Origin of the sequence: Corynebacterium poyangense, assembly GCF_014522205.1 — a bacterium.
GTDB classification, from domain to species: Bacteria; Actinomycetota; Actinomycetes; order Mycobacteriales; family Mycobacteriaceae; genus Corynebacterium; species Corynebacterium poyangense.
This window is the reverse complement of the sequence record NZ_CP046884.1, coordinates 210,040-236,346: the sequence shown is the minus strand read 5'-3', so window position 1 is coordinate 236,346 and position 26,307 is coordinate 210,040. Positions and strand designations below refer to the sequence as shown.

Annotated in this window: 26 protein-coding genes and 3 tRNA genes; 9 read left to right on the top strand and 20 right to left on the bottom strand. The window is 53.6% G+C overall.

Annotated elements, in window-relative coordinates:
- Window positions 1–53 precede the first annotated feature (53 nt).
- From GP475_RS01115 to GP475_RS01100, 4 genes are all read right to left on the bottom strand, one after another.
- Window positions 54–141: transfer RNA gene (locus tag GP475_RS01115), tRNA-Ser, on the bottom strand.
- A 55-nt stretch (window positions 142–196) separates the two neighbouring features.
- Window positions 197–400 carry a CsbD family protein gene (locus GP475_RS01110; RefSeq protein WP_187974841.1) on the bottom strand — a complete coding sequence of 68 codons (204 nt, stop codon included), beginning with the start codon at window positions 398–400 and terminating at the stop codon, window positions 197–199.
- A gap of 36 nt (window positions 401–436) precedes the next feature.
- Window positions 437–955, bottom strand: a complete 519-nt coding sequence (locus GP475_RS01105) for a nucleoside deaminase (protein WP_394367398.1) — start codon at window positions 953–955, stop codon at window positions 437–439.
- The gene (locus tag GP475_RS01100; protein ID WP_187974840.1) at window positions 949–1,515 is read right to left on the bottom strand and encodes a tRNA adenosine deaminase-associated protein; all 567 of its coding nucleotides are present in this window, start codon (window positions 1,513–1,515) and stop codon (window positions 949–951) included. Before GP475_RS01100 ends, GP475_RS01105 begins: the two co-directional genes overlap by 7 nt.
- 38 nt (window positions 1,516–1,553) lie before the next feature.
- On the opposite strand from GP475_RS01100, the gene GP475_RS01095 reads away from it, so the two are divergent.
- Together GP475_RS01095 and GP475_RS01090 are read left to right on the top strand one after the other, a co-directional pair.
- Window positions 1,554–2,585 (top strand): prephenate dehydrogenase, encoded by a 1,032-nt coding sequence (locus GP475_RS01095; protein WP_262485212.1) that lies wholly within the window; start codon window positions 1,554–1,556, stop codon window positions 2,583–2,585.
- Window positions 2,586–2,588: 3 nt separating this feature from the next.
- Window positions 2,589–3,221 carry a GNAT family N-acetyltransferase gene (locus GP475_RS01090; protein ID WP_187974838.1) on the top strand — a complete coding sequence of 211 codons (633 nt, stop codon included), beginning with the start codon at window positions 2,589–2,591 and terminating at the stop codon, window positions 3,219–3,221.
- 340 nt (window positions 3,222–3,561) lie between these two features.
- Here GP475_RS01090 and GP475_RS01085 read toward each other — a convergent pair whose 3' ends face one another.
- Window positions 3,562–3,828: a DUF4357 domain-containing protein gene (locus tag GP475_RS01085; protein ID WP_187974837.1), complete on the bottom strand. Its 267-nt coding sequence runs from the start codon at window positions 3,826–3,828 to the stop codon at window positions 3,562–3,564.
- A 907-nt stretch (window positions 3,829–4,735) separates the two neighbouring features.
- Between GP475_RS01085 and GP475_RS01080 the strand changes: the two genes are divergently transcribed.
- Window positions 4,736–5,029, top strand: a complete 294-nt coding sequence (locus GP475_RS01080; RefSeq protein WP_187974836.1) for a hypothetical protein — start codon at window positions 4,736–4,738, stop codon at window positions 5,027–5,029.
- Between the two features lie 296 nt (window positions 5,030–5,325).
- On the opposite strand, the gene GP475_RS01075 is transcribed toward GP475_RS01080, so the two are convergent.
- The 6 genes from GP475_RS01075 to GP475_RS01050 all read right to left on the bottom strand — a co-directional run bounded on the left by GP475_RS01075 (window position 5,326) and on the right by GP475_RS01050 (window position 11,424).
- Window positions 5,326–5,700, bottom strand: a complete 375-nt coding sequence (locus GP475_RS01075; RefSeq protein ID WP_187974835.1) for a hypothetical protein — start codon at window positions 5,698–5,700, stop codon at window positions 5,326–5,328.
- 116 nt (window positions 5,701–5,816) lie between these two features.
- Window positions 5,817–6,467 carry a Panacea domain-containing protein gene (locus GP475_RS01070; RefSeq protein WP_187974834.1) on the bottom strand — a complete coding sequence of 217 codons (651 nt, stop codon included), beginning with the start codon at window positions 6,465–6,467 and terminating at the stop codon, window positions 5,817–5,819.
- Window positions 6,468–6,767: 300 nt separating this feature from the next.
- Complete coding sequence (locus GP475_RS01065; RefSeq protein ID WP_187974833.1) at window positions 6,768–8,042, bottom strand: hypothetical protein; 1,275 nt, start codon at window positions 8,040–8,042, stop codon at window positions 6,768–6,770.
- 149 nt (window positions 8,043–8,191) lie between these two features.
- Window positions 8,192–8,767: a GIY-YIG nuclease family protein gene (locus tag GP475_RS01060; RefSeq protein WP_187974832.1), complete on the bottom strand. Its 576-nt coding sequence runs from the start codon at window positions 8,765–8,767 to the stop codon at window positions 8,192–8,194.
- Window positions 8,768–8,940: 173 nt separating this feature from the next.
- Window positions 8,941–10,311 carry an anaerobic C4-dicarboxylate transporter gene (locus tag GP475_RS01055; protein WP_187974831.1) on the bottom strand — a complete coding sequence of 457 codons (1,371 nt, stop codon included), beginning with the start codon at window positions 10,309–10,311 and terminating at the stop codon, window positions 8,941–8,943.
- A gap of 693 nt (window positions 10,312–11,004) precedes the next feature.
- Entirely contained in the window at window positions 11,005–11,424 is a 420-nt protein-coding gene (locus GP475_RS01050) for a hypothetical protein (RefSeq protein ID WP_187974830.1), read from the bottom strand.
- Between the two features lie 422 nt (window positions 11,425–11,846).
- Here GP475_RS01050 and GP475_RS01045 point away from each other — a divergent pair, with 422 nt between their 5' ends.
- A complete protein-coding gene (locus GP475_RS01045) occupies window positions 11,847–12,809 on the top strand; it encodes a DUF3800 domain-containing protein (RefSeq protein WP_224400203.1) in 963 nt (320 codons plus the stop codon).
- Between the two features lie 292 nt (window positions 12,810–13,101).
- On the opposite strand, the gene GP475_RS01040 is transcribed toward GP475_RS01045, so the two are convergent.
- The 5 genes from GP475_RS01040 to GP475_RS01020 all read right to left on the bottom strand — a co-directional run bounded on the left by GP475_RS01040 (window position 13,102) and on the right by GP475_RS01020 (window position 16,898).
- Window positions 13,102–13,398, bottom strand: coding sequence for a hypothetical protein (locus tag GP475_RS01040; RefSeq protein WP_187974829.1), 297 nt, complete (start codon window positions 13,396–13,398; stop codon window positions 13,102–13,104).
- A 513-nt stretch (window positions 13,399–13,911) separates the two neighbouring features.
- Window positions 13,912–14,781: a DNA adenine methylase gene (locus GP475_RS01035; protein WP_187974828.1), complete on the bottom strand. Its 870-nt coding sequence runs from the start codon at window positions 14,779–14,781 to the stop codon at window positions 13,912–13,914.
- Window positions 14,781–16,307 carry a hypothetical protein gene (locus GP475_RS01030; RefSeq protein WP_187974827.1) on the bottom strand — a complete coding sequence of 509 codons (1,527 nt, stop codon included), beginning with the start codon at window positions 16,305–16,307 and terminating at the stop codon, window positions 14,781–14,783. Before GP475_RS01030 ends, GP475_RS01035 begins: the two co-directional genes overlap by 1 nt.
- Window positions 16,308–16,514: 207 nt before the next feature.
- Window positions 16,515–16,587: transfer RNA gene (locus GP475_RS01025), tRNA-Arg, on the bottom strand.
- A gap of 222 nt (window positions 16,588–16,809) precedes the next feature.
- Window positions 16,810–16,898, bottom strand: a tRNA-Ser gene (locus tag GP475_RS01020).
- A 188-nt stretch (window positions 16,899–17,086) separates the two neighbouring features.
- Here GP475_RS01020 and GP475_RS01015 point away from each other — a divergent pair.
- Both GP475_RS01015 and hisC read left to right on the top strand, forming a co-directional pair.
- The gene (locus tag GP475_RS01015) at window positions 17,087–17,227 is read left to right on the top strand and encodes a hypothetical protein (protein ID WP_187974826.1); all 141 of its coding nucleotides are present in this window, start codon (window positions 17,087–17,089) and stop codon (window positions 17,225–17,227) included.
- Window positions 17,228–17,258: 31 nt separating this feature from the next.
- Complete coding sequence (hisC, locus tag GP475_RS01010; RefSeq protein WP_187974825.1) at window positions 17,259–18,287, top strand: histidinol-phosphate transaminase; 1,029 nt, start codon at window positions 17,259–17,261, stop codon at window positions 18,285–18,287.
- Here the strand turns inward: hisC and GP475_RS01005 are convergent.
- Window positions 18,284–18,544: a MoaD/ThiS family protein gene (locus GP475_RS01005; protein WP_187974824.1), complete on the bottom strand. Its 261-nt coding sequence runs from the start codon at window positions 18,542–18,544 to the stop codon at window positions 18,284–18,286. The genes hisC and GP475_RS01005 overlap by 4 nt on opposite strands.
- A 27-nt stretch (window positions 18,545–18,571) precedes the next feature.
- Between GP475_RS01005 and GP475_RS01000 the strand changes: the two genes are divergently transcribed.
- From GP475_RS01000 to GP475_RS00990, 3 genes are read left to right on the top strand one after another with little or no spacing between them, the layout of a single operon-like run.
- Complete coding sequence (locus GP475_RS01000; protein WP_187974823.1) at window positions 18,572–19,789, top strand: molybdopterin molybdotransferase MoeA; 1,218 nt, start codon at window positions 18,572–18,574, stop codon at window positions 19,787–19,789.
- Window positions 19,786–20,724, top strand: coding sequence for a molybdenum cofactor biosynthesis protein MoaE (locus GP475_RS00995; RefSeq protein ID WP_262485211.1), 939 nt, complete (start codon window positions 19,786–19,788; stop codon window positions 20,722–20,724). Before GP475_RS01000 ends, GP475_RS00995 begins: the two co-directional genes overlap by 4 nt.
- A complete protein-coding gene (locus tag GP475_RS00990; protein WP_187974822.1) occupies window positions 20,721–21,806 on the top strand; it encodes a ThiF family adenylyltransferase in 1,086 nt (361 codons plus the stop codon). Before GP475_RS00995 ends, GP475_RS00990 begins: the two co-directional genes overlap by 4 nt.
- Here the strand turns inward: GP475_RS00990 and hutH are convergent.
- From hutH to GP475_RS00975, 3 genes are all read right to left on the bottom strand, one after another.
- The gene (hutH, locus tag GP475_RS00985; RefSeq protein WP_394367397.1) at window positions 21,793–23,343 is read right to left on the bottom strand and encodes a histidine ammonia-lyase; all 1,551 of its coding nucleotides are present in this window, start codon (window positions 23,341–23,343) and stop codon (window positions 21,793–21,795) included. The genes GP475_RS00990 and hutH overlap by 14 nt on opposite strands.
- Window positions 23,344–23,366: 23 nt before the next feature.
- Entirely contained in the window at window positions 23,367–24,563 is a 1,197-nt protein-coding gene (gene hutI / locus GP475_RS00980; RefSeq protein WP_187974820.1) for an imidazolonepropionase, read from the bottom strand.
- A 133-nt stretch (window positions 24,564–24,696) separates the two neighbouring features.
- Window positions 24,697–26,142 carry a purine-cytosine permease family protein gene (locus tag GP475_RS00975; RefSeq protein WP_187974819.1) on the bottom strand — a complete coding sequence of 482 codons (1,446 nt, stop codon included), beginning with the start codon at window positions 26,140–26,142 and terminating at the stop codon, window positions 24,697–24,699.
- Between the last annotated feature and the right edge of the window lie 165 nt (window positions 26,143–26,307).

Here is a 26,307-nt window from a genome sequence, read left to right as displayed (position 1 = left end):
CTGAAACCTAAAAAACCGGCGCCCATCTGCATGAACGCCGGTTATTGTGAAAGCGGTGGCGGCGGGATTTGAACCCGCGGTTGGGGGTTACCCAACAATCGCTTTCGAGGCGATCACCTTCGGCCGCTCGGACACGCCACCGCTAAGCAAGCCTAATGGAATGCCTACGGGCAACCAAATCCGCCTCTAAAGTTACTTAGTTGTCTTTCTTGAAAGCGCCCAGAACCTTGTCTGCGCCTTCCTTGATCTTGTCGCCGGCGTCGGAAACAGCGTCCTTAACGTTGGACTTGACCTGATCAGCCTTGCCTTCGTTCTTCAGCTCATCATTACCGGTAGCGTCGCCGAAAGCTTCCTTGGCTTTGCCGCCGAATTCCTCAGCCTTGTTCTCGAAATCGCCCATCTGGGCACCTCCTATAGTGAGTTTTTGATGTACGACTCATAGAGTACCGCCAAAATGATCTCGGGGACGGTTCTGAGCACGATGCGTTTCAAAAAAGTTACTCAAAAGTTGCGCACATTCTTCGGCCAGGACCCCGCCGCGCACCGTCATCTGGTGCATGACTGCGCGGTCTCGAACAATATCCAGGACTGATCCGCAGGCACCGGTTCTCGGTTCAGCAGCGCCGAAAATAAGATGGTCAAGGCGTGCTCCGACAAGTGCTCCGGCGCACATCGCGCACGGCTCCAAGGTGACAACTAAGGTGCAGCCGCTTAGCCGCCAGCCATCGCCGTGGTGTTTTACTGCCTCCCGGATAGCGAGCACCTCGGCGTGAGCGGTGGGGTCAAGATCAGTTTCTCGGCGGTTAGTTGCGGCGGCTAGCTCGCTGCCGTCGGGTCCAAAAACCACGGCTCCTACGGGGATGTCGGCAGGAGGGGTGGTGCGGGCGACGTCCAGAGCTCGACGCATCAAACGCTCAGCCTCAGAAACTCCGCGGGGGGTGGGAAGAGCTACCACTCTTCGTCATCCATAAGCGGTTCAATCCCGGTGACCTCGGTAAATTCCTCGCCACAGCCCAGTTCCTGAGCAATGCGCGCTAGAGATTCGCTTGGCCACACGTCATCATCATCGACGATGACGCCGAGGATTTCCTCGCTGACCCCCAGATCCGCGAGGAGATCAAAATCCCCTTCGGGCCAGGGGTCTGCAGTTTCCAGGTCAGCGGGGTCAATATCGGGAATATCTACCCCCAGCTCATCAGCGATTTCAGCAGCGTAGTCATCCTCCACCGCCATGGTGAGATCGCTGAGCAAAATCTTCAGACCGCCAGGCACTGGCCGCAACAAAACGTAGTAGTCATCTTCAACACACAACATGGCTAGAGTGGGTCCCTCACTACGGAGTTTCCTCACCGCCTGTTCAGCCGTAGACAAACGTCGAAAATCATCCCGGAACCGACGAACCTCCCACTCCCCCTGGTTATAGGCCGCTACCAGGGCAAAAGAAGCCTTGCCGGGGACTTGCCGAGACTTTTTAGCCTGTTGCGCTGAACTTCCACGCGCCGATGCCGCACTCATACCCGGTAAGCGTAGTCGGGATATGTCACACTTGTCAGGTGATCAATAGATTCCTAACTAAGCCTATCTGCATCCTCGGCCTGGGCCTCATTGGTGGTTCGCTTCTGCGTGACCTTAAAGCCGCAGGACAATTAGCCTACGGGTATAATCGATCCGCCTCCGGTGCCCGACATGCCGCCAGTGAAGGGTTCGATGTTAGCGATGATCTGGAATCCACCTTATCTAGAGCTGAAACAGACGAGGCTCTGATAGTTATTGCCACCCCCATCGGCGCTGTTGACGGAATGCTAGACAAGATCAAGGAATTAGCACCTAGCTGCGGGATCACCGATGTCGTGTCCGTGAAATCCCAAGTCTATGACCTGGTGGGATCCCACGGCTTAGCTGATCGCTATGTGGGCGGACACCCCATGGCGGGCACGGCAGACAGCGGCTGGAAAGCCTCCCAAGAGGGGCTGTTCCAAGGAGCCGCGTGGGTCATTACCTTTGACCACGCGCTAGACACTCATGGTGCAGTAAGCAGCAGCTGGGTGGAACTGTGGTACGAAGTTGCCCGGATGATTAAACTCACCGGCGCAGAAATTATCCCCTCCCGGGTGGATCACCATGATGCTGCCGTCGCACGCGTATCCCACTTGCCGCACCTGCTGGCCGAGACCCTCGCCGTGGTGGGCGATAACGGCGGAGCCCTATCCTTATCCCTGGCTGCGGGCAGTTTCCGAGACGGAACCCGGGTGGCTGGCACCGCCCCCGCACTGGTTCAAGGCATGTGCGAGACGAACTCCGAAGCTCTCGTCAAAGCTTTAGATGAAGCTATTGAATTATTAGCCGAAGCCCGCACCGGATTAACCGCCAAACGGCCCAGTATTGCGGAGCTAGCCGACGCCGGATACCGCTCCCGGATCCGCTATGAAGCCCGCTCCGGGCTGGGTGCCGCCCAACAGGATGCCCACGTGGCGACCACCAGTGTGTCCGGCCGGCCCGTCCTGCGGCTGCTGCCCGGCGCCCCCGGCTGGGTGAAGCAGCTTATTCACGCGGAATCCCTAGGAGCCCGAATTGAGGTGTTCTAGGACATGAGTGCTTTCCTTGAGCGCTTTTCCACCCGCGCCCTCCAGGACAGTGACCGCCCCTTCCTGCGGTGGATGGATGAGCTCACCGAAACGTGGGGAGATGAGACCGCACCACTATCTGACACCTACCGCAACACCCGCGAACGCTATGTGGAAAACTGGCTGCCCGAAGAAGGCGGCGCCCTGCTATTTACCACCACGCAGCACCTCTCCCCCACTGATCCGCTTTTCACCGCATTGAGCACCGACATCGGCCGGGCTGACCCCTTTGACCCCGGCTTCGACAGAACCCACGCCTTCGGTGCCGCAGCCCGCCACGCCCGTGGCCTTTTAGAGATCCCCATCGGCGCTGCCTGGTTGCGCCTCTTTAAGTCCGACGCCCCTGGCTATGCGTATATCGCTGATGACATCCCCGAAATGGCGGTGGCCATTAGACCCGCAGCGGTGAGTAAGGGATTGTCCCAAATCCTCTTGCGCGGCGCTTTGGCGGAAGCCCGGCGAATTGGGTGCCGGGGCGTGTGCCTCAGCGTGGAAGATGGCAATGACCGCGCCAAGAAAGCATATCTCCGAGCAGGTTTTGAGGTGGTGGGACGGGCTACCATCCCCGAGCATGATGCGCTGGTGTGTTGGTTGTAGGGGTTTTAGAGTCAAGAATTGCCGATTCTCCTGATGTTGAACATACACATTGTGATGCCCTCGTGCACGGAATAACACGCCTACACCCTGTCAACCAATGCGGCCTATTACCCAGTGGAAAGCTCACAAAAAGGAGTCACAAATCTTATACAGCGATGTACTTGTCGACCTCGCTGTATACGTTCCTCCACTAAGTGCATCCACGCTGGGGAATTTCAGATTTTGATGACTGCCATTCGCTAATTGTTGACCAGCAGAATAGCGGTGAGTTCCCCACGATGGCGTGGTTTACACGTCTCAACGCTAAATCGAGAAATCTTCCAGATCGGAGCAAGTCCAATTAGAACGGGTGGCCTTGATCCTGGAGTTCGCCCAGAGGGGTCCCCTTCGCGTTTTTCCATGCAGCACGGCCATTGCTGGATCTACCGACCACGAATCTGGCAGCCGCGCTGGGTGAGCTAAACACCAGGTCTTTTGTGGTCACGCCGCTTTCGATCTTATCTGCATAGATTTCACGCAGACTAGCTGCTTGTTGGTCGGGGACGTTTTCGCGTTGCTTAATTGGGGATCCGGCTTTAATTACCCAACGATCAGCGGATTTCACCATTACTGCTGGGGCTCTTCGTAAGTGACCTGCAGTTATTTACGAAACTAGTCCCCAAAGAAAATATCCCCGTTTCAAATGTGAAATGGGGATATTTTGCTGTTTTGATAGTTTTGGAGTCGCTGCGAGTGTGGCCTGGCTTATGGACTTTGGCCAAAAATTGAGGGTACCTCAGCGCCTGTAGTCCGAGTCGGAGTTCCGTGTGGGGATTAGGCGATTACGCTGCCTTGAATGGTGGGTCAGTGTCTCTCATTTCTCCCATCGTCTCCAGTGAGGTGAAGCGTTCACACTTTGGAGGCTTCGGGCGCAGTACTGTGACGTCCTTTGGGAGATTGAGGGATCGCCGGGCTGCACCTGGCCGAGACCCTAGCGACTACATCCTTCTACCCAGCCAACGTGATTCACGCCCTGACAGCATGGCTTCCCAGATCCGTGTGCTCTACCCAGAGGGTGGGTTGGCACCGTTTGCGTCTCGGCTGCGGGTGACATGGATTCGACACTTCCTTGACGTAGGTTTTCCAAAGACGGTCCTCTGTATGGCGGTCGAGGTGGACTTCGTAGCGCCCTGGGCTGGGAAATATCGATCTGACGAGCAGACACTGCGCGCGGTATTTGGAGGGGGTGGTTGCCACTCTATGACAAACAAGCCCTGCCACCTGTCCGAGGAAGACTGGGCCGAGGTTGTAAACGAGACTACGCGGTTGGTTGAGTTGTTTCGCTCGAGCTCCTCATTTCGGGAACAAACAGCCACCAAGACAATCGCGCAGGTTCTCTTGACCTGTAGTGGCTCGCTACCCGACTCTCTTGAATCCCTGGATACTGTGTGCTCACAGCTGGGTATCACTTTGCAGGAGCCACGAACATATCTGCGCGATCTCATACACCTCGAGCACCCCGATCCCCTGCCCGAGTGTCACGTCACCTTGGCCTCCGACAAGCGAAGCGCCAACCCCACTCCCTCGCGGAACTGATTCAGATCACAGACTGGGCGAACGCTAAGCAATTAGGGGCACTGGAGCAACACAAGTGGCTGATCCTTGCAGTGGGACTCGGTGCTGGGCTACGCGGTGTCGAGATGGATCACCTCACCTGGAAGTGGGTCGAGGTTGATGACTGCGGTGTCATGTTTCGCGATGTCGATGGGCGAGACATGGCTATGCACCGCGAGTGGGCGGACGTCCTTGAGAAGCAGGGGCAGAGGTAGACAACGAGGTCCAGTACCTTCTGTATCCGAGGTGTAAGCGCCGCTACACCGTCGCCTCGAGTTCTGTTGTGGCGTCATAGGACGAAGGGATCAAACCGTCGTTGTCCGGCTACGAGATACCTGGATCATCAATCGGATTGCCGAAGGTGTGCCGGAGTGGTGGGTGCGCCAAGTTGCAGGTCTTACGGATGAACGTAGCTGGCAGGCGTTGGTTCGAGACTGGCGGCCGGAGATTGGTGTGTGGGCGATGCGTGGTGTTCTGCATGAGACACCGAAGCTGAGGCTGAGGTGGTTCGCTAGAAGGTTATACCGCGCTCGGACCACCGGAGGCGTACTTTTTCCAGATGTGCTCTCTCAGCCCAGGGGCTGGCTGCCCATGCCTTCAGAAGAGGAACGAAAAATTCAAGTGACGGCGGATCATCAAAGAGTGCAAAAACTTCCGCCTTAATTAGGTCTTCTGTACTTAGCCGGAACGGTTTCGAGCAGTCAATTAGGGTGTCTTTCGTAATGAAGCTGTGTGATCCAGGTTGCAGATGTACCGACACGTCTTGAGCTGTGAGTCCAAAACGGTCGACCGTCTTTCCAAGGTGATGGAGTCGAACCTCCACCTTCGATGTTGCGTTGACCATGAGGAAGTGATCATCGTCTGGCTTTCCAAGCACAAAAAACATGTGTCTGGTTTGTGAGTAGAAGGGAGGGTCGCCCTTAAACCAGAGAGACGCACCTTCCACGCATGAGTACTGGATCCACAAGCGTCGCTGACCCACATCAAGAGAACGCACGACCGCTACAGCGCAATTCCGATCGACATGGACAAATCCTGCCGCTCGTTAAAGAAGTAGCGTGCTGATTCGAGAGTCTCAGGATCTACCTGAAAGTACGGATCACTCTCACTATCGGGGTCATCGAAGAAGTTGACAGGGTCTATCTCAAAAGACCTCACGGCTACATTAGGCACAAAGGCCCGCGTCCACTCTGGATAAATGTGACTGATGTTGTGTGCCGCCGCGAAGCGGCCAGTCCCACGGAACTGCTCATAGGCCGTCTCCAGCATCAGAATGTCCGCCCGCGACAGATAGTCACTGCCTGGGTCTGAGATAACCTCAAGTGCGTACCCTCGAGTCTCGAAGTGTTCCTTCCACCACGCGGCATCTGACTCTGATGTCCAGAGAGTGTCCACCTCGGCGCCGGGCTCGCATGCTTTCATGAGGTTGTACGTCTCTGAAGCAACAGGGCCGTAAGGCATTGCAGAGTAATGATCCTCAGTCACTTCGCTACCGAAGTTACGCAGACTGAAGCGGTCAGCCGCCCACAGAAGCTTGATGAGTTTGAGATACATATCTCCGTCAACACTTCGGGGGTCCGTAGCGCTCTGCTGTAGAAAGAAGTTCACTGCCTGGGCAGCCTTGATTGCAGAGAGACTTGCTTGGACTGACATACGGACTCCTTTCTGGGGGGATCATTGGTGGTTCAAGTTCAAGTTCAAGTCTACACGGGGTTAATGGTGAGGTGTAATTGTAGCGTGTTGGCCTGACAAGTCCATACCCCACATTCGAAAAGGATAGGCCGTTTTCCGGAGACAATAACAAGGAAAGTAGCGCCAAACCTGAAGGATTGTGTCTCATTACCAATCACAGTGTGGTTGTCGCGGTACACAGCGACGTGACGGGACTGTCGGCAGAAACCGTAACTAACCTCGAACTACTCTTCGTAAGGCGACTCTGACCGAGGTAACACCTTAGGCCGGCGGCTGGATGACATACACTCCCTCTACTGCTCCTGGTACGTTGCCGGCTGTCAACCGCCACTTGAACTCTATTTCACAGTCCAGCCCGTCTGGCGCCCAGAGGACGACATCCTCGAACTGGAATACCCGTTCTTCGCCGTACCGCACGTCAGGAATATGTACGGTTAACCGTCGCCTTCCTTGATCAATTTCGGACCAGGGAAGACCTACATGATTGAAGATGGAGGATGCTGAAAGGTCAGCAAGATGCGCTCCATGGTCATAGATGGGTGTCCACTTGGACGGTAGTAACTTCCTTAGAGTTTGCTCGACAGAAAAATCATTAGGATCCAAAATCACAACCGGCTTCGGAATGTCAATCGCCATCTGAACGTCTTTTAGGTGCGTTTTGGATTTCAGAGTCAGGGCAATCGTCAGTGGGGTCAGTCGCTCAACCGACATAGCATTCCGGAGAGAACGAAGGTACTGCTCGTCTTGTTGCTCCAGTAAATCCAATCTGTTGTGAAACTCATCTGGAGTTCTTTGATAGTAGTCCTTTGCGAAAACCAGACTATCTCTAATTGCCAAGTCGATAAGCGAGCCGTCCACTTCCGACCTTGCCGGTGCCGACGAACGAAGCTGGCTGATAGCTTGGTTCCAGCGACGGCGGACGAGCGGTTCCGCGACAACTCCGCAAGTAATCGGCCCAAGCTTGCTCAAAGCCACATCTGTTACTTCCCCAGCTGTCTTGAGCGCCCGGATGCGCTGACGTAGCTCTTGACCGGTCATCTCATTGGTTTCGCCTGAGGTTCGGTGGTAGATGTGGCCGTCTTTGACTAAATTATTGAAGCCAGCGTTTGCTAATGCCGGGAAAATGTCGTTCATTGGACGACCGACAATGAAGAAGACGACATTTTTGCCGTCGATCTCCTCCGAAACGATATCGTAGCGAGGTCCGTCACCAGAGGCTCCGACGATGCTGCGGACCTTTTTGTCAAGGTCCTTCGTTTCTGTGCCTGTCACGCCCTTAATGTCGTTGTCCCCGATGCCGGCCACCATAATTGCGTGCCCGTCAAAATACTGGGATGCTATTTCGGGATCACGATTTGCAGCGCCGAGAATAAACTTGGCAACTTTGGCCTGATCGTTCTTATTCCCTAGGTCAAACTCTGACTTCACTTCGAGGTAATACGTCTCCCGAAGATCAGACTTTCCGGCCAAATGTCTTGCTAGCTGCTGCCGTTCCTCGCTGCCTAACGGAAGTCTCGACATATCAAAGCCACCCATGGTGTCAATTTTACCGAGCGTGACGATCTTCCGGCGCTGTCTCCTCACGACGACTCTCGTTCTCTAGCGCCATGCCCTCCAAAGAAAGTAACGCTCCGAGCCGAGGAAAGTGCTGCTCTCGGCACAACATTTCAGCAGGTCGATTATCATCACTTCCTCGCTTCTTTAATCCGCAGGTCGACGAGGTCGAACCTAGCAGACCTACAGCGCGTGTTCGGGATTCCTCCGTCTACCTTGGGGTCGCCTCGGGGTGGTTTTACCGCCTGCACGTTTGCCTGCGATGACCTGCGGGTGCGCATTCCATGCGACAGTAAGCGCAACAGCGTGCGACAGTGCCGGACCCGGGAGCGGCTTAGATGCTGGGTGCGAGGTTTAGCAAACCTCCCCGCTGGTTTGGATATTCCACCTAGGTGTATGAAGAGCTCTTGGCTGGTTGCTCCGCGTTTAGGTTCGGTGCCCTGCTCTAGCTCTTCCCCCGGTGTCGGTGTCTGCTTAGGGACAGTGGGAAGGGCGGGTTCTAGGACCGGATAGCGCATGGTGGCCATCATCAGTCGGGCATCTGCGACCGTAGATTTGAAGTCGTTGAGCAATGCAGACTCGATAACACCCTCGAATGGAGTCGGCGCGTTAACCAACTTGGTGAAACCGGATTTCTTGGCCAGGTTGATAAAAGTGTGTTCCAGCCACTTGAGCTCGGTAGCCCCGAAGGATTCAGGGTTGTCCACAAAGAGGATAGATATGCACTGTCCTTGCGATGCTCCGGCTCAGCTTCTTCTATGTAGCCTGATAGCCACCGGTTTCCAGGAAAGTGCTCCGGGTCATGGTTACAGAGCTGACCGTCGGGCATAAAAATTAAGCCGCCCCCCTGGAAAGATCAGCGGGGCCGGACGGATAACATCTAAGCCAGAATGAGGTGAGCGAGGAAGGTTCCTACTACGCAGCTGATGAATACCCCGATTAGACCCGGAATAATGAAGGAGTGGTTAATCACGTATTTACCTATCCGGGTGGTGCCTGAGCGGTCAAAGTTGATACAGGCGAGATCGGAGGGGTAGGTGGGGAGGACGAAGTAGCCGTAGGATGCGCCGAAGAAACCGATGAGGGCGACTGGGCTAAGCCCAATAGCTAAGCCGACCGGAGCGAGGGCGGTAAGGGCCGCTGCCTGGGAATTGACCAGCTTAGAGACCAAGAAAAGCGCGATGGCGAAAGCCCAGGGGGCGGTTTGGACCACTGATGTCAGACCGTGGGTGAGCTGATCGAGGTGGTCACCGAAGAAGGTTTCCGTCATCCAGGCGACGCCGAAAACAGAAAACACTGCTGTGGTTCCAGCTTTGAAAACCGCGGTGCTAGGGACTTTTGCCATGTCAACCCGAGAGATGAACATGATGAGGGCGCCGACTACGAGCATGACCATCTGGATAACAAGGTTCATAGATAACCGTGCGAGTTCACCTTTATCACTTAAGAAAGAGGGGCGAAGCCCTGGGAAAGCACCGAGAATGACCACTGTTGCTACCCCGGCGAAGAATAAATACACCGAATAATACGCGGTTTTAGGAAATTCTTGATTTAATAACGTAGAACCGCCGCCGTAGATATACGCCTTTTGCTCTGGATCCGCTATTTTCTTTTGAAACTCGGGGTCTTTATCTAAGTCTTTTCCGCGTTTCAGGGACCACAGCGCTGCGACGATAACTCCGCAGAGCGAAGCCGGAATAGAGATCATGAGGATTTGCACGATGGAGAAAGCCGGATCACCGGTTTCAGCGGCGTGGGAACTGAGCAGTGCGGCCAGGGTAACGGTGGCTACGGACACCGGAGAAGCGACAATCCCCATCTGAGCGGCAACAGAGGAAACCGCCATTGGTCGTTCTGGGCGGATATTCTTTTGTAGCGCAATATCCGCGATGATTGGGAACATGGTGTAAACGACGTGGCCTGTGCCGCATAAGACCGTGAGAAACCAGGTGCATAAGGGCGCTAGAAGAGTGACCCTATGAGGTTTGGAACGAAGTAATCGTTCGGCGTAACTCATCATGACGTCTAAGCCACCTGCTTGTTGCAGAGTGGATGCGCATCCAATGACTGCCAGGATGGTAAGCATGACCTGGACGGGGGGTTCACCTGGCTTTAGATGGAAACCGAAAACCAGAATTACTAGTCCGATTCCAGAGATGAGTCCTAGCCCTATACCGCCTTTACGGGTGCCGATCAAAAGGCATACTAGGACTAAAACTAGCTGCGCTATAAAGGCGAATGTTTGAAGCATGACGCTCCTTAAAGATCAATGGGCGGATGAAAGGAAATATTCATTCCAAAAATTGATCGTAATACTTTCCTAAGCCCTTATAGTAAATCGGTAAAGTATGATTTTGGACATAATAATCAAGATCACATATTGCTTAATGCTTATTGGTTTAAGGAATGGTTATCACATTACTCTCTCTAATGGGAGCAATTACTAGATGTATTACACAAGTAATTTGTGTGTGAGGTGCCCCTTGAGACCATTCGGTACCTATCAGGAGGAGATACAAAGTGAAGAAATACATGAAAACCGGCACCCTGGAGAGTTCCGGTGAAGGTGGCATGCCCGGAAGGATTCGAACCCCCAACCTTCTGATCCGCAGCCGGATTGGAACGGTCCTAATTCAGGCCTTTTCGCTACCCCTTCCTTCCATATTCAGCCAGAACATCCCGTCCACTTCCAACAAGTGTGCTTCAAAAGCAGTTGCAGCGGGAGATCTTTGTGTCACTGCTGACCAAATCTTGCCCTTTCACGAAAAGGAGCTTCAAGTGTTGGGGCGGCAAATGTGCTCAAACGAGCCTTAGGATCGAGGACGGTTTGATTAGTCCGTCTGGTGTTGCACCACCTGGTCTTTCCTTTGCTGAGCTTAGATGATGGCGAGCTGATTTCCTACTAAAAGGCCTGACGGAGCGGACGCGCACGAAGATCGAACGCTTACAGCCCTACCACGCAACTGGCCGCTACGCTGGCAGCGCTTTGTGGTGGATTCACGAACTCGCTCGAATCGATCGGCGTCGCCATCGACATGCTCTCGTTTGGTGCATTATCAAGATCCAACTCGAGTCGGACTCTGCCGTCATCGATACCACAAGCACTCGCGTATGCCACCAATGCAACGCTCTCCTCCGGGACAACGAGGAACTGGAAATCGCAACCATATACCCGGTTCCCGGAACCGAACTGGATGCCAACGATGGTGTAAATATTTGGTGGACAGCCCAGTTCGATGTGCCCGAGTGGTTTCAAAATGGCGTCCGGAGCTACGGTTCGTGGAGCCTCGACAATCGTATGAGGAACATTGAATTGCATCTCCTGCAAGCTCTCGAGATCTTCAAGAGATATCTTTTCCAGCACCTAGATCAGACTGGATATCGGATGTTTAGAAAAGCTTCTCCGCCGTTCACCGTGAATTCTGCGTTCAACAAACCTCACGTCCATGGTTTCCTCCCCCTATTTGCTTGTCAACAACCTTGGCAGCCATGCCCAGCGCGCCGCGAAGCGTGCCGTAGTTACTGATGCCCCAGAATCTGAAACTCAGTAGCTTTCGCGCTGTTCACAGGCGGATGCCTCCGAGTGAGGAAAGTGTTTAGCTGGGGGAGATGTCATGTCTGTGGTTGAGGTTCACGTGGAGACGATGTGTGAGTGGCTCTGTCACGAGTCCGATTGGTCGCCACCGGAGATTTTGTACACAGCTTGACACTAATCTCTTAATTCACTCCTCACCCCTGTTCCGGGATTGACCTAATCAAGCTCTCGCACCTATACTCATAACCACAGTGGCGGCGTTGAAACACACGTACCGCGCTAATTCCGGCGGCTGGAACACTTCTTATGATCTGGCCGCTGAGCTTTTTAAAGGAAACTATATGCTTATCGCCTACCTCGATGAGTTCGGACACCAAGGTCCCTATATCCGACACGACCACCGCAAATACAACACACATCCCTGCTTTGGCTACGCGGGGTTCGTGTTACCCGCCGACAATGTCAGACGAATGGGCGGGTACGTCAAATACATCAAAGAAAAGCTACTCGCTTGGGAAATCGAGCACTCTGGAAAACCGTCTGACCAATGGGAAAAGAAGGGCTCGGCGCTTCTGACTACCACAAACATTGATCAATACAGTGATGAGATATTGCCGGCGCTCCAACGCATCTACCGAAAACTTGGAAACCTCGATGGACCTATTTTCTTCTATGATCAACAAAAGCCCATCGGCCCCGTAAGTCTGACGAAAAAAACCTCCCAGGATCGTGAAAACCACTGCCTCATCCAGGCTATCAATCGACTCGGATCATTCGCCTCCGACAACGACGAACAGCTCCTGGTCATTATGGATGCTACAGACACCGACAACCGAGAACGCGCCGTCGCCACACTTGGCGCCACAATCTACTCGCGAAACAACAAAGAGAACCGAAGCATCATCGAAATTCCACTTCAGACCGAAAGCCACCTGTACAACACTGTCCAAATGGCAGACTGGACATGTGCACTTCTAGGCAGACTCACCGACCACCACTTTGCAGAACAATCCGAATTCTCATGGGCAGTGGACCTAGGTCGTGACGTCTTCCAAGTGTCGAAGCCAACTCCCAACTCTATCATCTGGTCGAACGCTAAAACTAAAAATTCAAAATGCCTTCCTCAACAACTCGTCAATGCAACCCGATTCTGGGAAATCGAGCAAAGACGAGAGTCCAACGTGAACGAAAGCGCCTCAAAAACGAAGGAATGATCCAACGCCTCATTTCAGCTGGGACACCAGAATTACAGGCAAAGCTAGAGCAAATTAGGAACGGTACGACAAATTAGAAACCCTCCACTTGACAGCCGACAAGTAAGACCAGGTGGAGGGTAATGTCCCGCCCCTTGCACAATCCCATGGCACACATTCGCGACCTCTGGACAAGCCTAAACTCCAACAAAACGTCCACAAAAGCGGATCTCGAACCCACGGTGGGCGTCGGTGGCGACCCGGCGCGACTATGAGTCACTGTGAAAGATACACGTAAAACCGGTACGGAGCGCTATGCACTGTGGGGAATTAGTCGTCCGGCGGTGTGCCCGCGTGGTTGCCAACGCTCGCGACGAGAAAGGGTGCGCCTGAGGGCTAGCCCCCTGCGAGCGTTGGATTCGTCGCAGGTATCGAAGACTGGGCAGATGATATCAAAAGCCTGTTGAATATGACGGAGGAGTTCGGTGCGATCAATAAGAACCCAGTAAAATCTAGTAATGTGCTGTGGAAGGCCAAGGCGGAGCGTCGGTATCTCAAGATATGGGAGGTTGACGCGATTCTCAAAACCCCACTGACTAACACCGCTCACCTACTTCTATGCGTCTTATTTATGTCCGGTCTACATCTCCGGCAAGGATAAGGGACTGAAGATGTGCGACCTCGATGTCGTGCGCGGGCATCTGGCTATTCGCATGACGATGACGCATGACTCATCTTCGACGAACACGGCAAAGTGCGGACCACCGTCCGGTCGCGGAAGATCTTGGCTACCACCCTGATCCATTCCGGGATGGGGGGGGACCTCGACATCTACGATCTCCAACATACCGCTTCATCTCTCGAGATCACCACCGGAGCAGACGCCAAAACTGTGTGCAGCTCATGCCCGGACGCCCGTCCACCACCACGATGCTCGACGTATACGAACGCCTCTGGAAAAGAAGGACTCGAGACCCCCTTCCCGGCGCGATGGACTCGATCGGGAGGGAACGGAACGCCTGGTGCGGAAGAACGAGCCTAGGAGGTGTCAGGGGCGGAACGCTAGCGGGTGGGGTTCAAAGTGATTGATCAGCTGGCTTCCTGAATCAACTTGGGTAAAACTCTATGTAGACCATCGAGCGATGCAGCCTGCTGTGATCTCCATATCTGGTAGCTCCAGCTTCTTCGAAAAGATCACGGCCTCAGATCCGATATGCTGTTTGTGCGCGGTGTGCGCAATTGGGAACGTGGCGCATCGCCCGCCTCGGTACAGTACATCGGTAATACGTGGATCGTCGTCATAAGTAAGTAGCCAAGGGCTTTCAATCTCGGCGAGTTTCTCAGCGAGCCGAAGATGCGCGATCTCATCAAAAGCGTGAAGGTAAAGCCCTCCACCTTGCACGATATATGGCGGATCGGCATACACAAAGAGGTCATCTCCAAGGTGATTCAAGGAATCTAGAAAGTCGAGTCCATCCATCTCTGTTACCGAGATGTTATCTTTCATTGCGGCGACAGTTTTCACTCGATTGATCAACCCGGTCCGGTTATACCTGGCGTCGATCTTCCATTTTCCGCGCTGCTCTAATCCTCCAATGGGTCCAGCATTCAAGATTCCGGATCGATTGGTTCTATTGAGGTAGAAAGTGGAAAAGCCGAGTTCCAAATCCTCTCGGCCAATCGGAGTTTGGTATATCTCACGCTGATGCTTCCACTCCGAGAGATCAATTGGTGTTGTCGCAATGAGCTCTAAGAATGCATCTGTCTCATGCAGCATTGCTCGCCACATGCCCGCAATACCTGGGTTAAGGTCATTGAGATGAATGTGCTCAACTACCCTGTCATGAAGCAGGTACAATGCTGCGCCGGCACCGCCAGCAAATGGCTCCGCATACTGCGTAGGAGCGGGAGCCTGCGCACGAATAATCCGCTCAAGAAACGGAGCAAGACGCGTTTTACCTCCGGGGTAGCGCAATGGCGACAAATGCCTCATCAAGACTTATTTTTCCTTAATTTTTCGTTCATAGCTACCAACATTTCTTGGTAACGCTCAGCCATAATCATCGTGTCAGATGCGGTGTTCACATGTTTAATATCATGCAATGCGTACTGGACCAGACGAAGAGCGTCTTTAGTATCCTTAGTGAAGGTAAAAAGTTTTGCCCACTCAGAAGTATTTTCCGCTTGTTTCGCCCCCTGTGTACACTTCGGATCGAGGAGCTTCAGAACCTCGATAATCCGTTGATCGAGATCTCGCTTGACCTGTTCGACGCAAGGATGAAATTCTTGAAGGTATTGGGCGCAGGTCAAATCCAGAATCACACGAAGCGAGACAGCAATTAGCTCCGGTTGCCGATAGACTGAAAGATCCGCCGTTTGGCGAATCAGGCGTTGAATCTTCGGGGTGAAACCGTCCGTATTAAGAGTATTAAGATCAGCGAAAATATTGTTTGCTGATTTCTGGTTTTTCTGCTTTGCCCGGCCTTCATTGTTTTCATCAGCATTCTGATTGGGCTTAGCATTTAAAGCACCGTCTTCCGTACGACCAACCTCAGAAGTGTTTCTGGAAGATTTATCGTGACCGAACTGCAGATCACCAGAGCTATCTCCACCAGGTCGACCACCGCCAGGCTTCTCCTCTTCTGCATCTGCATCCAAGTACTTCAAGTACAAGTCATGGAAGTACTTAGAAATTTGATCGGCAGTATGCAGAGTCTTCGCTGTTTGCCGCTTCTCAGCAAAATCAAACAACATTGCTAGCAGCAATGGTCGCATTGTCTTCGAAGAACGCTTTGAACTGGTAACTCCCGAGAGGTTATCGTACGTAATTCCAATTTCATCTCGCAAAACCTCGTTAGCCAATACACGATTGAGAATCGAATACTGCTTATTCAGTAGGTTACCGAGCGTCCTGCTGATGTCATCGTCATCAGCAAATTCCGCCGTCAAGAACTCAATAAAGCTGAGCGCACGACCAGTTTTTCCAGTTTGCCTCGCGGAACGACGATCCTTCTCAAATGCACCCCACTCAACCGTTGCAGATCCGTCTTTACCGAGTCCATGCTTCTTGTCAATCCATACATTAGCCTCATCTAATGAGCCCGCAACAACCACCTGCATCGTCTCTGGTGGAGCGTAACGAGAGCTATCTGCTAGTTTCTCAATTCGCCTCTGATATTTTTCCGCCAGCTCAGGAGAAATTTTTTGTAAGAGGGATGGATTCTTCCAGAGCTTCAGACATATTAGTCGCCGGTTACCCTCAAGGACTCTATATCGATTGTCTTCTTTGACAACTATAGGAACATCCGAGCTGCTTAGATTTCCTTGCTGACAAAGGTCTTTAAGCAGTTCCATGCATTTTTCACCTGTTGAATTAAGCATAAGCACAACGGCGGATTCTTGTGTTTGAGCATCCGATCGAAATCGAGCGTTCTTCAGATCCAAATCCAACTTACTCAATGGAACCTGGATGGGCTTGACCATGTCCTGACCGAATGGTCGTTTTCCACTATTAGACATGCAGCTCAGTCCTTTGCTTGTCAACGTAAACCTTCACTAATGCTAACCCACATTACCGACGGAGACAGCCTATTGGATATGCAGCGTTCCCTCAGCCCCTCCACACTCCATCCGGGCGCTAACTACCTGCATATCTCACAACAATGCCCCAGGCCTAGAAATGTGAAAAATCCCAGATAAACACGTAGTTTACCTGGGATTGTACTGCGCGCCCGGAGGGATTCGAACCCCCAACCTTCTGATCCGTAGTCAGATGCTCTATCCGTTGAGCCACGGGCGCACTGTGCTTTAAATAGCTAACGCTACTCGCTGCAACGTGAATAGATAGTACACCCCTAGGAGAAGTTGGCAAAATCAGCAGGTCAATCCCAGATTCTCCGGTTTTCCATTGCTCAGAATGATTCCACGTAAGAGGGCCATCCGGAATGCAACAACGACGAGGGAAATAGAACACGGGGAGACATAGGAAAAGTCCGGCGCTTAAGCACCGGACTTTTGAGAGCGGAGACGAGAGGATTTGAACCTCCGGTCCCCCGTCAAGAGGACAACTCATTAGCAGTGAGCCCCATTCGGCCGCTCTGGCACGTCTCCACGGTTATTGACTTGAATAACCGCTTGAGAGTGTAGTGCGCACCCTCCCCCTGGCGCAAACCCCCTGCTCCTTTTCCTTTTGTCTACCAGGAGGCAAGGATAGGCCACATTGACCTCCGCTAACTGCTCCACGCCAGGACCCTCCTACGCGCTGATTGAACCCCTACCTCGTTTTAGGCGCTGGAACGGTGAAAACCCGCCAGGTAGGCGACGCCCCACGTCGCACCACGCCCCCACGTCACTCCACGGCGGCCTGCGTCGCCCTCCATCGCCCCGCGTGGGATTCACAACACTATTCTCCCCGCGCCGAGCACAAAGGTCGAGCATGAAGATTTAAGCGCGCGGTATAGACTGACGAACATGATCCGTGCCGAAATCGCTGACATGCCAGAATATGTTCCCGGAAAAGACTACCCCGGAGCTATCAAACTATCCTCCAACGAGGTCACCACAGCACCCGTTCCAGAGGTAAAAGAAGCTGTGATGGAGGTGCTGGACAATCCAAACCGTTATCCGGATATGGGGGTGGATAAACTCAGAGCAAAAATCGCGGAGTTTTTAGGTCTAGAAAGTAACCAAATCTCCGTGGGGTGTGGATCATCAGCTATCTGCCAAGAGCTGGTTCAAATCACCTGCCACGACGGAGATGAAGTCATCTTCCCCTGGCGTAGTTTTGAGGCCTACCCCATTTTCGCAGAGGTCCACGGCGCTCAGCCGGTCATGGTGCCGCTCACCGCAGACAACGGTCTTGACCTAGACGCCATGATCGCCGCCATCAATGACCGCACCCGGCTCATTTTTGTCTGCAACCCCAACAATCCTTCGGGCTCCACCATCACTACCTCCCAATTTGCGGAGTTTATGGATAAAGTCCCAGAAGACGTCGTAGTAGCTCTTGACGAGGCCTATTTCGAATATAATCGCGCCGCTGACACCCCAGTGGCCACCGAAGAAATCGCCCGCCACCCCAACGTTGTGGGGTTAAGAACCTTCTCTAAGGCGTGGGGGTTGGCCGGTATTCGCGTGGGCTATGCTTTTGGTGCTCCAGAGATCATCAGCGCATTAAATAAAGTCTGCTTGCCTTTCAGCGTCAATGCGGTTGCTCAAGCCGCAGCATTAACCTGCCTCGACTACGCAGACCGAGTCATGGCCAGCACCGAAGAAACCGTCATCCAGCGGGATCGAGTAGCCGACGCCTTAGGCGTGCAGCGATCACAAGCCAACTACGTGTGGCTACCCTGCGATGATCCCGCAACCGCCCCGGAGCTTGCCGAGCGTCTAGCCGAACACGGGGTTCTGGTTCGCGCCTTCCCGGAGGGGCTTCGCATCACCGTCACGAACAGAGCAGAAACAGATCTTTTCTTGGCGGCCTGGGAAAAAATCACTTAACCCCCGGCAAAGGGCGGCAAAATATCGACCCGCTTTACCCCGGCAAGCCCAGCATGGAGCTGGGCTTTTTCTCCATCAAGCAAAAAACTGCACTGCTCCAACACATCCGCTAACCCCATCTCCTCAGAGGAGTTCTCCTGGGGCGCTTCAGCACGCAACTCGGCTAATAACTCCTCCAACGTTTCAGGAACACGATCCCGCTGCTCCATGCTTTTTCCCCGCGCAGCCCGGGCCGCCGCAAAATAATGAATCTCCATACCTCCACAATGCCGTACCGTAGTGACATGCGCACCCCCGAAGAGCACCTGAACGCTATCCGCACGCGGATTCCTCAGCTTCCGCACCAACGGTTGCCACTCCACCAAGCCATGAACCAGGTACTCGCCTACGATGTTCACGCCTCAACAGATTCCCCGCGCTTTGACAATTCCCAGATGGACGGCTTCGCGCTTCCACGCACCGCCCTCAACCAAGAAAGCACCTGGCCAGTCGGACCGATCATTCCGGCCGGCACTGATCCCCACACCCTCTACCCGGAGGGGTTAAAAGACTGCGTTGCTCCGATTATGACGGGAGCGAAAGTCCCTGCCGGAACCGCTGCGATTGTGCCCGTAGAGCACTGCCATCCGCCGCAGTTCGATGCCCCTGACATTCGTATCCCAGCGACCGCCGCCAACCAGTTCATCCGTTTCCAAGGAAGTGACTGCCGGCAAGGTGATATCCTCGCACCGGCAGGAACAGTCATTAGCCCGGTAATGGTGGGGGCCTTAGCAAGCCAAGACATCACAGAAGTCGAGGTCGTTCGACGCCCACGACTATTGCTGTGCACCGCAGGAGAAGAAATCCACCCGGTAGGCGTCGAACCTCACGATATGCGCGGCGATGTCTCAGCAAGCCTCCCCGACGCAAATGGGCCTTTGCTTGCCGCTTTAGCCCAACGCTTTGGGATGGAGGTAGCTGGCCGGATCCATAGCGGAGATCAACCCGAGGAATGTGATCAAGCCCTAGCCACTGCACTGAGTACCACCACGGTTGACGCCATTATCACCTCCGGTGGAATTAGCCACGGAAAGTACGAGGTGTTTAAACAAGTTTTCGGGCAGTGTCCTTCAGCCTGGTTCGGTCATGTAGCTCAGCAGCCTGGCGGCCCCCAAGGACTTGCCGAGTACCACGGGATACCCGTCATTTCTCTACCCGGCAATCCCATCTCAACGCTGGTAAGTTTCCGGCTGTTCGTAGCCCCGGCGCTATCCCCGCAGCACTGTCCGCCTCCCCAATGGGCACGTCTAATAACTAGTTCCCCTGAAATCACTGGGATTGTTGGAAAGGAACAATTCCGACGCGCCCACCTACACCACTCCAAAGCAGGAACAGAAGTGGAGATCCTTAGCGGTCCGGGATCTCACCTTCTTATTTCCGCCGCCCACGCCGATTCTCTCGTGAGAATTCCAGCGGGGGCAACTCTTCATGGCGGAGACCAGGTTAGGATCTATCCATTGTGACTCAAGGAGCTAAGAACATGCGCACCGGCCTAGTAATTGTGGCCTCCACCCGAGCAGCCCGCGGCACCTATGAAGACCGTTCGGGCCCTATAGCCGTAGAGTTTCTTAATGAGTTGGGTTACCACACCCCGCCGGCGCGCGTTGTGGAAGATTCCCAGATTAGCAACGTGATTGATGAACTTTTCCGCAATCCACGCGCACTCCCGGATGTGCTTTTAACCTCCGGCGGAACCGGGGTCACCCTTGATGACCTGACTGTCGAAGTGGTAAGCCGCCACATCCAACGCCCCATGCCCGGCATAGTGCAAGCATTTTTCCTCCGCGGGCTTGAAAACACCCCCTTAGCAGTAGCATCACGCGCCGTGGCCGGCATTAGCGGAAGAACTTTTTGCATGACCCTTCCCGGCTCCACCGGCGGGGTGCGCGACGGTTGCGAGGTGCTGCGCCCGCTATTGCCGCACCTCACCCAGTTACTTAATAGGGGCCAGGACACCACCGACACCAAGGCAGGGACGTTGGTTACTTCTCAGATTTCCGCCCAACCCCTAGAACAGCTTATTGCTCAGGCTAAAACCCAGACCACCACACCAGAAGCCGGAGCTGTGGTCTGTTTCGAAGGGGTGGTTCGCAACCACGATGGTGGGCACGCCGTGAAAGCACTCAGCTACAGCGCCCACCCCTCTGCAGATAGAGAACTAGCCCGCGTTGTTTCTGAGGTGCTTCATCACTACCCGCCGGTTCGAGCCTGGGTGGCACACCGCACGGGTGATCTTCGGATTGGTGATTTAGCGTTTCTGGTGGTGGTGGCTGCGCCGCATCGCACCGAAGCCTTTGCAGCGTTAGCTGAGATATGCGACCGGGTGAAAACAGAAGTCCCGATCTGGAAAGAACAGCTCTTCGTCGACGGCAGCACGGAATGGGTAGGTTTGCAATGACGAAGCGATATGAACGCTATGTCCGACAGCTCAACCTGCCTGGCTTTGATGAGAAGATGCAACAAAAATTAGAGGATAGTCGGGTGGCGGTGGTTGGGGCCGGAGGTTTAGGGTCCCCGGCTCTGCTCTACCTGGCAGCGGCCGGCGTCGGACATATCAGCGTCATCGATGATGATGTCGTAGAACTATCTAACTTGCACCGCCAAATCATCCACCCCACCGCGAATGTGGGAGTGCCGAAAGTAGAATCTGCGCGGGATCGGATCCAGGAGCTCAACCCCTTCACCGACGTCGATATCATTCGAGGGCGCCTCACCTGGCCCGAAGCCCCCGCCGTTCTCCACGGCGCAGATATTGTCCTCGATGGAAGCGATAATTTTGATACCCGGCATATCATTTCAGCCACCTGCGCGCAGCTACACATTCCCCACGTCTGGGCAGCTGTTTTAGGCTGGCACGCCCAGCTTTCGGTATTCCATGCCGGACACGGCCCAGTCTACGAAGACCTTTTCCCGCACCCACCCGCACCCGGCACTATCCCTAACTGCGCTGAAGCCGGTGTTCTCGGGCCAGTGGTCGGAGTTGTCGGAGCAACCATGGCAATGGAAACTTTAAAATTCCTCAGTGGCTGCGGAGAATGCCTCATCGGGAAAATCGGGTATTTTGACTCCCTCACCGGAGAATGGGAATACCTCCCGCTTACAGCTAACCCCCAGGTCACAGAACGTTTGGTGACGTTCGGGCCAGCCATTGGCCCCTCGGTTCCGATCACCTACCAGCTGCCCGCCGATGCGCAGCTCATTGATGTCCGAGAACCCGGAGAATTTCACGAAGAACATATCCCTTCAGCCATCAACCTCCCGCTCAGTACAATCCACGACCACCCCGAACAATGCGCTGAATATATCCGCACTCTTGCGGACACCCCTGTGGTGCTGTACTGCCGCAGCGGAGCCCGCTCCGAGGAGGCGATCCGGATTTTGCGCCGGCATCTGCCGGAGAATTCGACGCTCGCCCCGGCGCTGAGCAGCTTCCGCGGCGGGATAGAGCGCTGGAAAGAAGGAGACTCTAGCGCAAGGTAATACCGGTATCAGCAAGAGCAGACAGGAGTTCACCATTGGACAAAAGAGTCACCGTCTCTTCAATTTCCGGAGCGAGAAAACGGTCCGGCCCCACCCCGGGCACCCTTAGACGCAGCCGAGAAATAACCGCAGCCACCGGCGCAGACGGTTTTTCCCCGCGCATATCAATAGCCCGTGCAGCAGTGAGAATTTCAATAGCCAAAACCCGTCGTAATCCATCCACCGCTTTCCTTAACTTCCGCGCCGCAGACCACCCCATCGAGACATGATCTTCTTGCATGGCTGAGGAGGGAATGGAGTCAACCGACGCAGGGTTCGCTAGACGCTTAAGTTCAGAAACAATTGCTGCTTGGGTGTACTGCGCAATCATGTGCCCAGAGTCCACTCCGGGATCATCTGCTAAGAAAGGATGCAGCCCTCGATTTCGAGCCGGATCCAGGAAACGGTCAGTACGTCGTTCGGAAATGCTGGCTAAATCCGCAACCACAATGGCTAAGAAATCTAAGACATACGCGATGGGGGCGCCATGAAAATTCCCGTTGGAACGAACATCGCCCTCCGGGGTCACCACTGGATTATCTATAGCGGCTGCTAATTCATTGTCTGCAACCTTCTCCGCATGGGCTAACGTGTCTCGGAATCCGCCCGCCACTTGGGGTGCACAACGGATAGAATATGCATCCTGAACATGGGAAACTTTAAATTCCTCAAAGGCAGAATCCAGGATCTCTGATTCTTGACATAGCGCCAAGATATTTGCGGCGGATAGCGCTTGACCTGGCTGTGGACGTAAGGCCTGAAGGTGAGGTTCAAAAACACCAGTGGTTCCGCGTAGACCTTGAACCGACATGGCGGCAGCCAGATCGGCAAGTTTTGCTAGCTCTTGTAAGTCAGTCAGCGCTAAACAGAGTTGGCCTAACATCCCGTCGGTCCCGTTGATCAGCGCCAGCCCCTCTTTCTCCCGCAGAATAACTGGGGAAATCCCGGCGTGTTCTAATGCCTCCGCCGCGGGAAGAAGATGCCCCTCGCGATTCCGAACATTCCCCTCCCCCATGAGGGCCAAGGCGCAATGAGACAATGGTGCCAAATCCCCTGAGCATCCCAATGATCCGTATTCATGGACACATGGGGTGAGCCCGGCGTTGAGCAACCGTAGATAACTATCCGCTACCTCAACACGCACTCCGGTTCGTCCGGTAGCCAACGTTGAGAGCCGCAGCAACATTAACGCCCGAATAACCTCTGTTTCGACCTCCGGACCCGATCCGGCTGCGTGGCTTCGAACTAGACTGCACTGCAGATGAGTGCGCTTTTCTTCCGGGATATGTTTTCTGGCTAAAGCTCCGAAACCCGTCGAAACCCCGTAGACCGGGTCATTGTGGCCTGCTAGCTCATCAATTCGGGCCCTGGTTTCAGACATGACCTTGAGGCTGTCCTCCGCTAATTCAATTTTCCAGCCATGACGCGCCACGTTGACAACCTCGCTCACGCTGAGTGCGTGAATGCCCACGGTGACAAGGTTTTCAGCCATATTCATCCTTTCCACGTTGATATCTGGTGTTAGTTCACTTGGTGACCGGCTCGATAAACTTGGTAGGTCATGGGCATTCCTGGCCGATACGCCAAATCAATGGCGTGAGCGCTGTTCAAGACCTGGAAATCCGCCGCAGAACCAGGGGTTAAACAACCTTTAGCTGGTCTTCCTTGAGAATCTTTGCCTTCGCCCACGTCGTGTCGATTCAATGCCCGAGCCCCACCCGCTGTCCCAGCATGGATAGCTTCTGCCAAACTCAACCGCATCTGCAGTACTGCTGTGCTGATACAAAAATTCATTGAGGAGGTGTACGAGGTGCCGGGGTTAAGGTTGGTGGCAATTGCGAGGTTGATCCCGGCATCAAGCAATTTTCGTGCCGGTGCTAGGGTTTGCCGGGTGGATAAATCACATGCTGGAAGAACTGTGGCTACGGTGTCTGAGGCAGCCAAAAGCGCAATATCCTCATCGGAGACGTAATTGACATGGTCGACGCTTGCTGCCCCAAGATCAACCGCCACCTTTACTCCCGGCCCAAGGCCTAATTGATTGCCATGTACCCGAGGTTGCAAACCGCGTTCCAGCCCGGCCTGCAACACTCGACGCGACTGCTCCTCGCTAAACGCTCCGCGCTCGCAAAACACGTCGATCCATTGCACATAAGGGCTCACCGCCTCTAACATCGGCCCGCACACCAGATCGGTGTAGTCCTCACTGTCCATGCCTGGCGGTACTAAATGAGCACCCAAAAATGTCACGTCATCAACGTATTGACCAGCAATTCGCGCAGCTAATTCCTCGGAAGCAACATCCAACCCATATCCTGTTTTCGTTTCCAGAGTCGTGGTTCCGCCTTCATAGGCCGCCTGAACACGTTCCTCAAGGAGCCGGATATGTTCTTGTTCGCCGGTGTGTCGAGTCGCTTCCATAGTGAGAGCAATTCCACCGGCAACATAATCTTCCCCCGCCATACGAGCTTCAAATTCCGCAGAACGGTCCCCCGCAAAAACCATATGGGTGTGGCTGTCCACCCATCCTGGGAGAACCGCTTTGCCCTGGAGATTCACACTATTGTCGACGTCTGGAGCTAAGCGCTGTTCCCCCACCCATTGCACTATGCCATCGTCGATAACGATGGCAGCATCGTTGATGACTCCCTGGTGAGAAACAGTATGAAGTTCCGATATGCCATAAAAAATCTTTGCGTGGGAATGAGAATTATTCATGATTCTTTCCTGTTCGACAAGCCTCGCAACGTACCTGCACCCGGTGTCACTGAGGTCAATGGCTTCTCATTACTGACCCCGGTTACTGCTGAACCATCAAGCACGGGTGTTTTCCTCAGATCCTCACCCATAGTTAGCTTCCGTCAACGTGCCTGACTGGATTTTCTTCAGGAAGAATGGTGTGGTCTGGAAAAGTGCGACGGTCTAAGGGGCGAAGTGCTAGATAGAGAACAGTAGTGGCAACCAGTCCGACAATCCACGAAATATCCGCCCCACCTAGCTTTGCCACTAGCGGTCCGGTGTAAAAGTGGGTAGCAACAAAAGGAAGCTGGATGAGGATGCCGCCGATAAAAGCAATAAGTGCCGAAACATTCCACCGCCCATAACGTCCATCTGGATCAGCTAAGGCGGGGACATCATATTTTTCTTTAGATATCCAATAAAAGTCAGCTAGATTAATAGCCGACCAAGGGATAAAGAATGTTAGTAGGAAAAGAAGGAAAGAGCTAAAAGCTGGAAGAAATTCATCTCGTCCCAATAGCGCAATTAAACAACTAATAGTAGTCATGATTAATATCGATATGATGCGAAGGCTCTGAGGTATCTCAGCTTTCCCGCGAAAACCACTATATGTGGTCATCATGGACATAAATCCACCGTACGTATTTAAAACATTGATAGATAGTTTTCCGATTGCGATAGAAAGATATATCAGACCGGCGACCACACCTCCTGTACCGAGACGAACTACGGTGCCAACCTCATCACCTTTAAATGCATCGCCCGCCCAGGCGGCAATAAAAACACCAAAGCTCATAGCTATTGTTGAGCTGATTACTGTTCCGGCTAAGGTTAAAATAAAAACAGAATTTGATTTCGTATTTTCTGGAAGATAGCGGCTGTAATCAGCAACATAGGGACCATAGGCTATTTGCCATGACGCAGATAACGCCATAGCTAGTAAGAATGATGGCCAGGTAAATTCTTTGATGCTAAGTAGGTCCCCAACATCGGCGATGATGAAGAAACGAAAGAATAAGTAGGCAAATGCGATGATGCTTATTACGCTGACCCAGCGGCTTAGTCGGTGGATGATGTTGTAGCCGATGATGGCGAAAACTGCACTGGCTGCACCAAAAATAAGGATCCCGCTCCAGGTAGAGCCGTGATAAAGGTTGGTGATTGCTTGCCCGGCGAGCACTGTCCCTGAAGCGGCGAAACCAAGGTACATGAAGATGATGAGGATCAGCGGTATTGCTGCGCCATAGACCCCAAATTGTGCTCTGGAAGAGATCATCTGGGGAAGACCGAGCCGAGGCCCTTGAGCGGAATGCAGTGCCATCACCACGCCACCAGCTACTTGACCGATGAATAGTCCGATAAGTGACCAAAAGACATCTCCACCTAACACATAGGCGAGTGCCCCAGTGACCACCGTGGTGATTTGCAGATTTGCCCCGAACCACAGAGTAAATTGATTCCAGGCGTTACCGTACCGCTCTTGTTGAGGAATAAAACCAACAGACCGGCGCTCTACCCGGATTACTCCTGGTGAGTTCTCCCGCAATGAGTCAGTCATCGCTGTTCTCCTTCTGTTCTATAAGGTGGGGCAGTTACCACAAGCCAAGAACCTGTGATAGCCCAGGCCGCACTCAGCTAACTAATGCCTGTTATTTCTTCTTCGGCATTAATCGCATCTGCATCACAAAAAATTTCGCTCATTTCCCATTGAGTGTCAATAGTT

Coding starts and splice junctions, on each gene's coding strand:
- GP475_RS01110 (WP_187974841.1), bottom strand. CDS start 400: ATGGGCGATTTCGAGAACAAGGCTGAGGAATTCGGCGGCAAAGCCAAG.
- GP475_RS01100 (WP_187974840.1), bottom strand. CDS start 1,515: ATGAGTGCGGCATCGGCGCGTGGAAGTTCAGCGCAACAGGCTAAAAAG.
- GP475_RS01090 (WP_187974838.1), top strand. CDS start 2,589: ATGAGTGCTTTCCTTGAGCGCTTTTCCACCCGCGCCCTCCAGGACAGT.
- GP475_RS01085 (WP_187974837.1), bottom strand. CDS start 3,828: ATGGTGAAATCCGCTGATCGTTGGGTAATTAAAGCCGGATCCCCAATT.
- GP475_RS01075 (WP_187974835.1), bottom strand. CDS start 5,700: ATGTTTTTTGTGCTTGGAAAGCCAGACGATGATCACTTCCTCATGGTC.
- GP475_RS01070 (WP_187974834.1), bottom strand. CDS start 6,467: ATGTCAGTCCAAGCAAGTCTCTCTGCAATCAAGGCTGCCCAGGCAGTG.
- GP475_RS01065 (WP_187974833.1), bottom strand. CDS start 8,042: ATGGGTGGCTTTGATATGTCGAGACTTCCGTTAGGCAGCGAGGAACGG.
- GP475_RS01055 (WP_187974831.1), bottom strand. CDS start 10,311: ATGCTTCAAACATTCGCCTTTATAGCGCAGCTAGTTTTAGTCCTAGTA.
- GP475_RS01035 (WP_187974828.1), bottom strand. CDS start 14,781: ATGAGGCATTTGTCGCCATTGCGCTACCCCGGAGGTAAAACGCGTCTT.
- GP475_RS01030 (WP_187974827.1), bottom strand. CDS start 16,307: ATGTCTAATAGTGGAAAACGACCATTCGGTCAGGACATGGTCAAGCCC.
- hisC (WP_187974825.1), top strand. CDS start 17,259: ATGATCCGTGCCGAAATCGCTGACATGCCAGAATATGTTCCCGGAAAA.
- GP475_RS01005 (WP_187974824.1), bottom strand. CDS start 18,544: ATGGAGATTCATTATTTTGCGGCGGCCCGGGCTGCGCGGGGAAAAAGC.
- GP475_RS01000 (WP_187974823.1), top strand. CDS start 18,572: ATGCGCACCCCCGAAGAGCACCTGAACGCTATCCGCACGCGGATTCCT.
- GP475_RS00990 (WP_187974822.1), top strand. CDS start 20,721: ATGACGAAGCGATATGAACGCTATGTCCGACAGCTCAACCTGCCTGGC.
- hutH (WP_394367397.1), bottom strand. CDS start 23,343: ATGAATATGGCTGAAAACCTTGTCACCGTGGGCATTCACGCACTCAGC.
- hutI (WP_187974820.1), bottom strand. CDS start 24,563: ATGAATAATTCTCATTCCCACGCAAAGATTTTTTATGGCATATCGGAA.
- GP475_RS00975 (WP_187974819.1), bottom strand. CDS start 26,142: ATGACTGACTCATTGCGGGAGAACTCACCAGGAGTAATCCGGGTAGAG.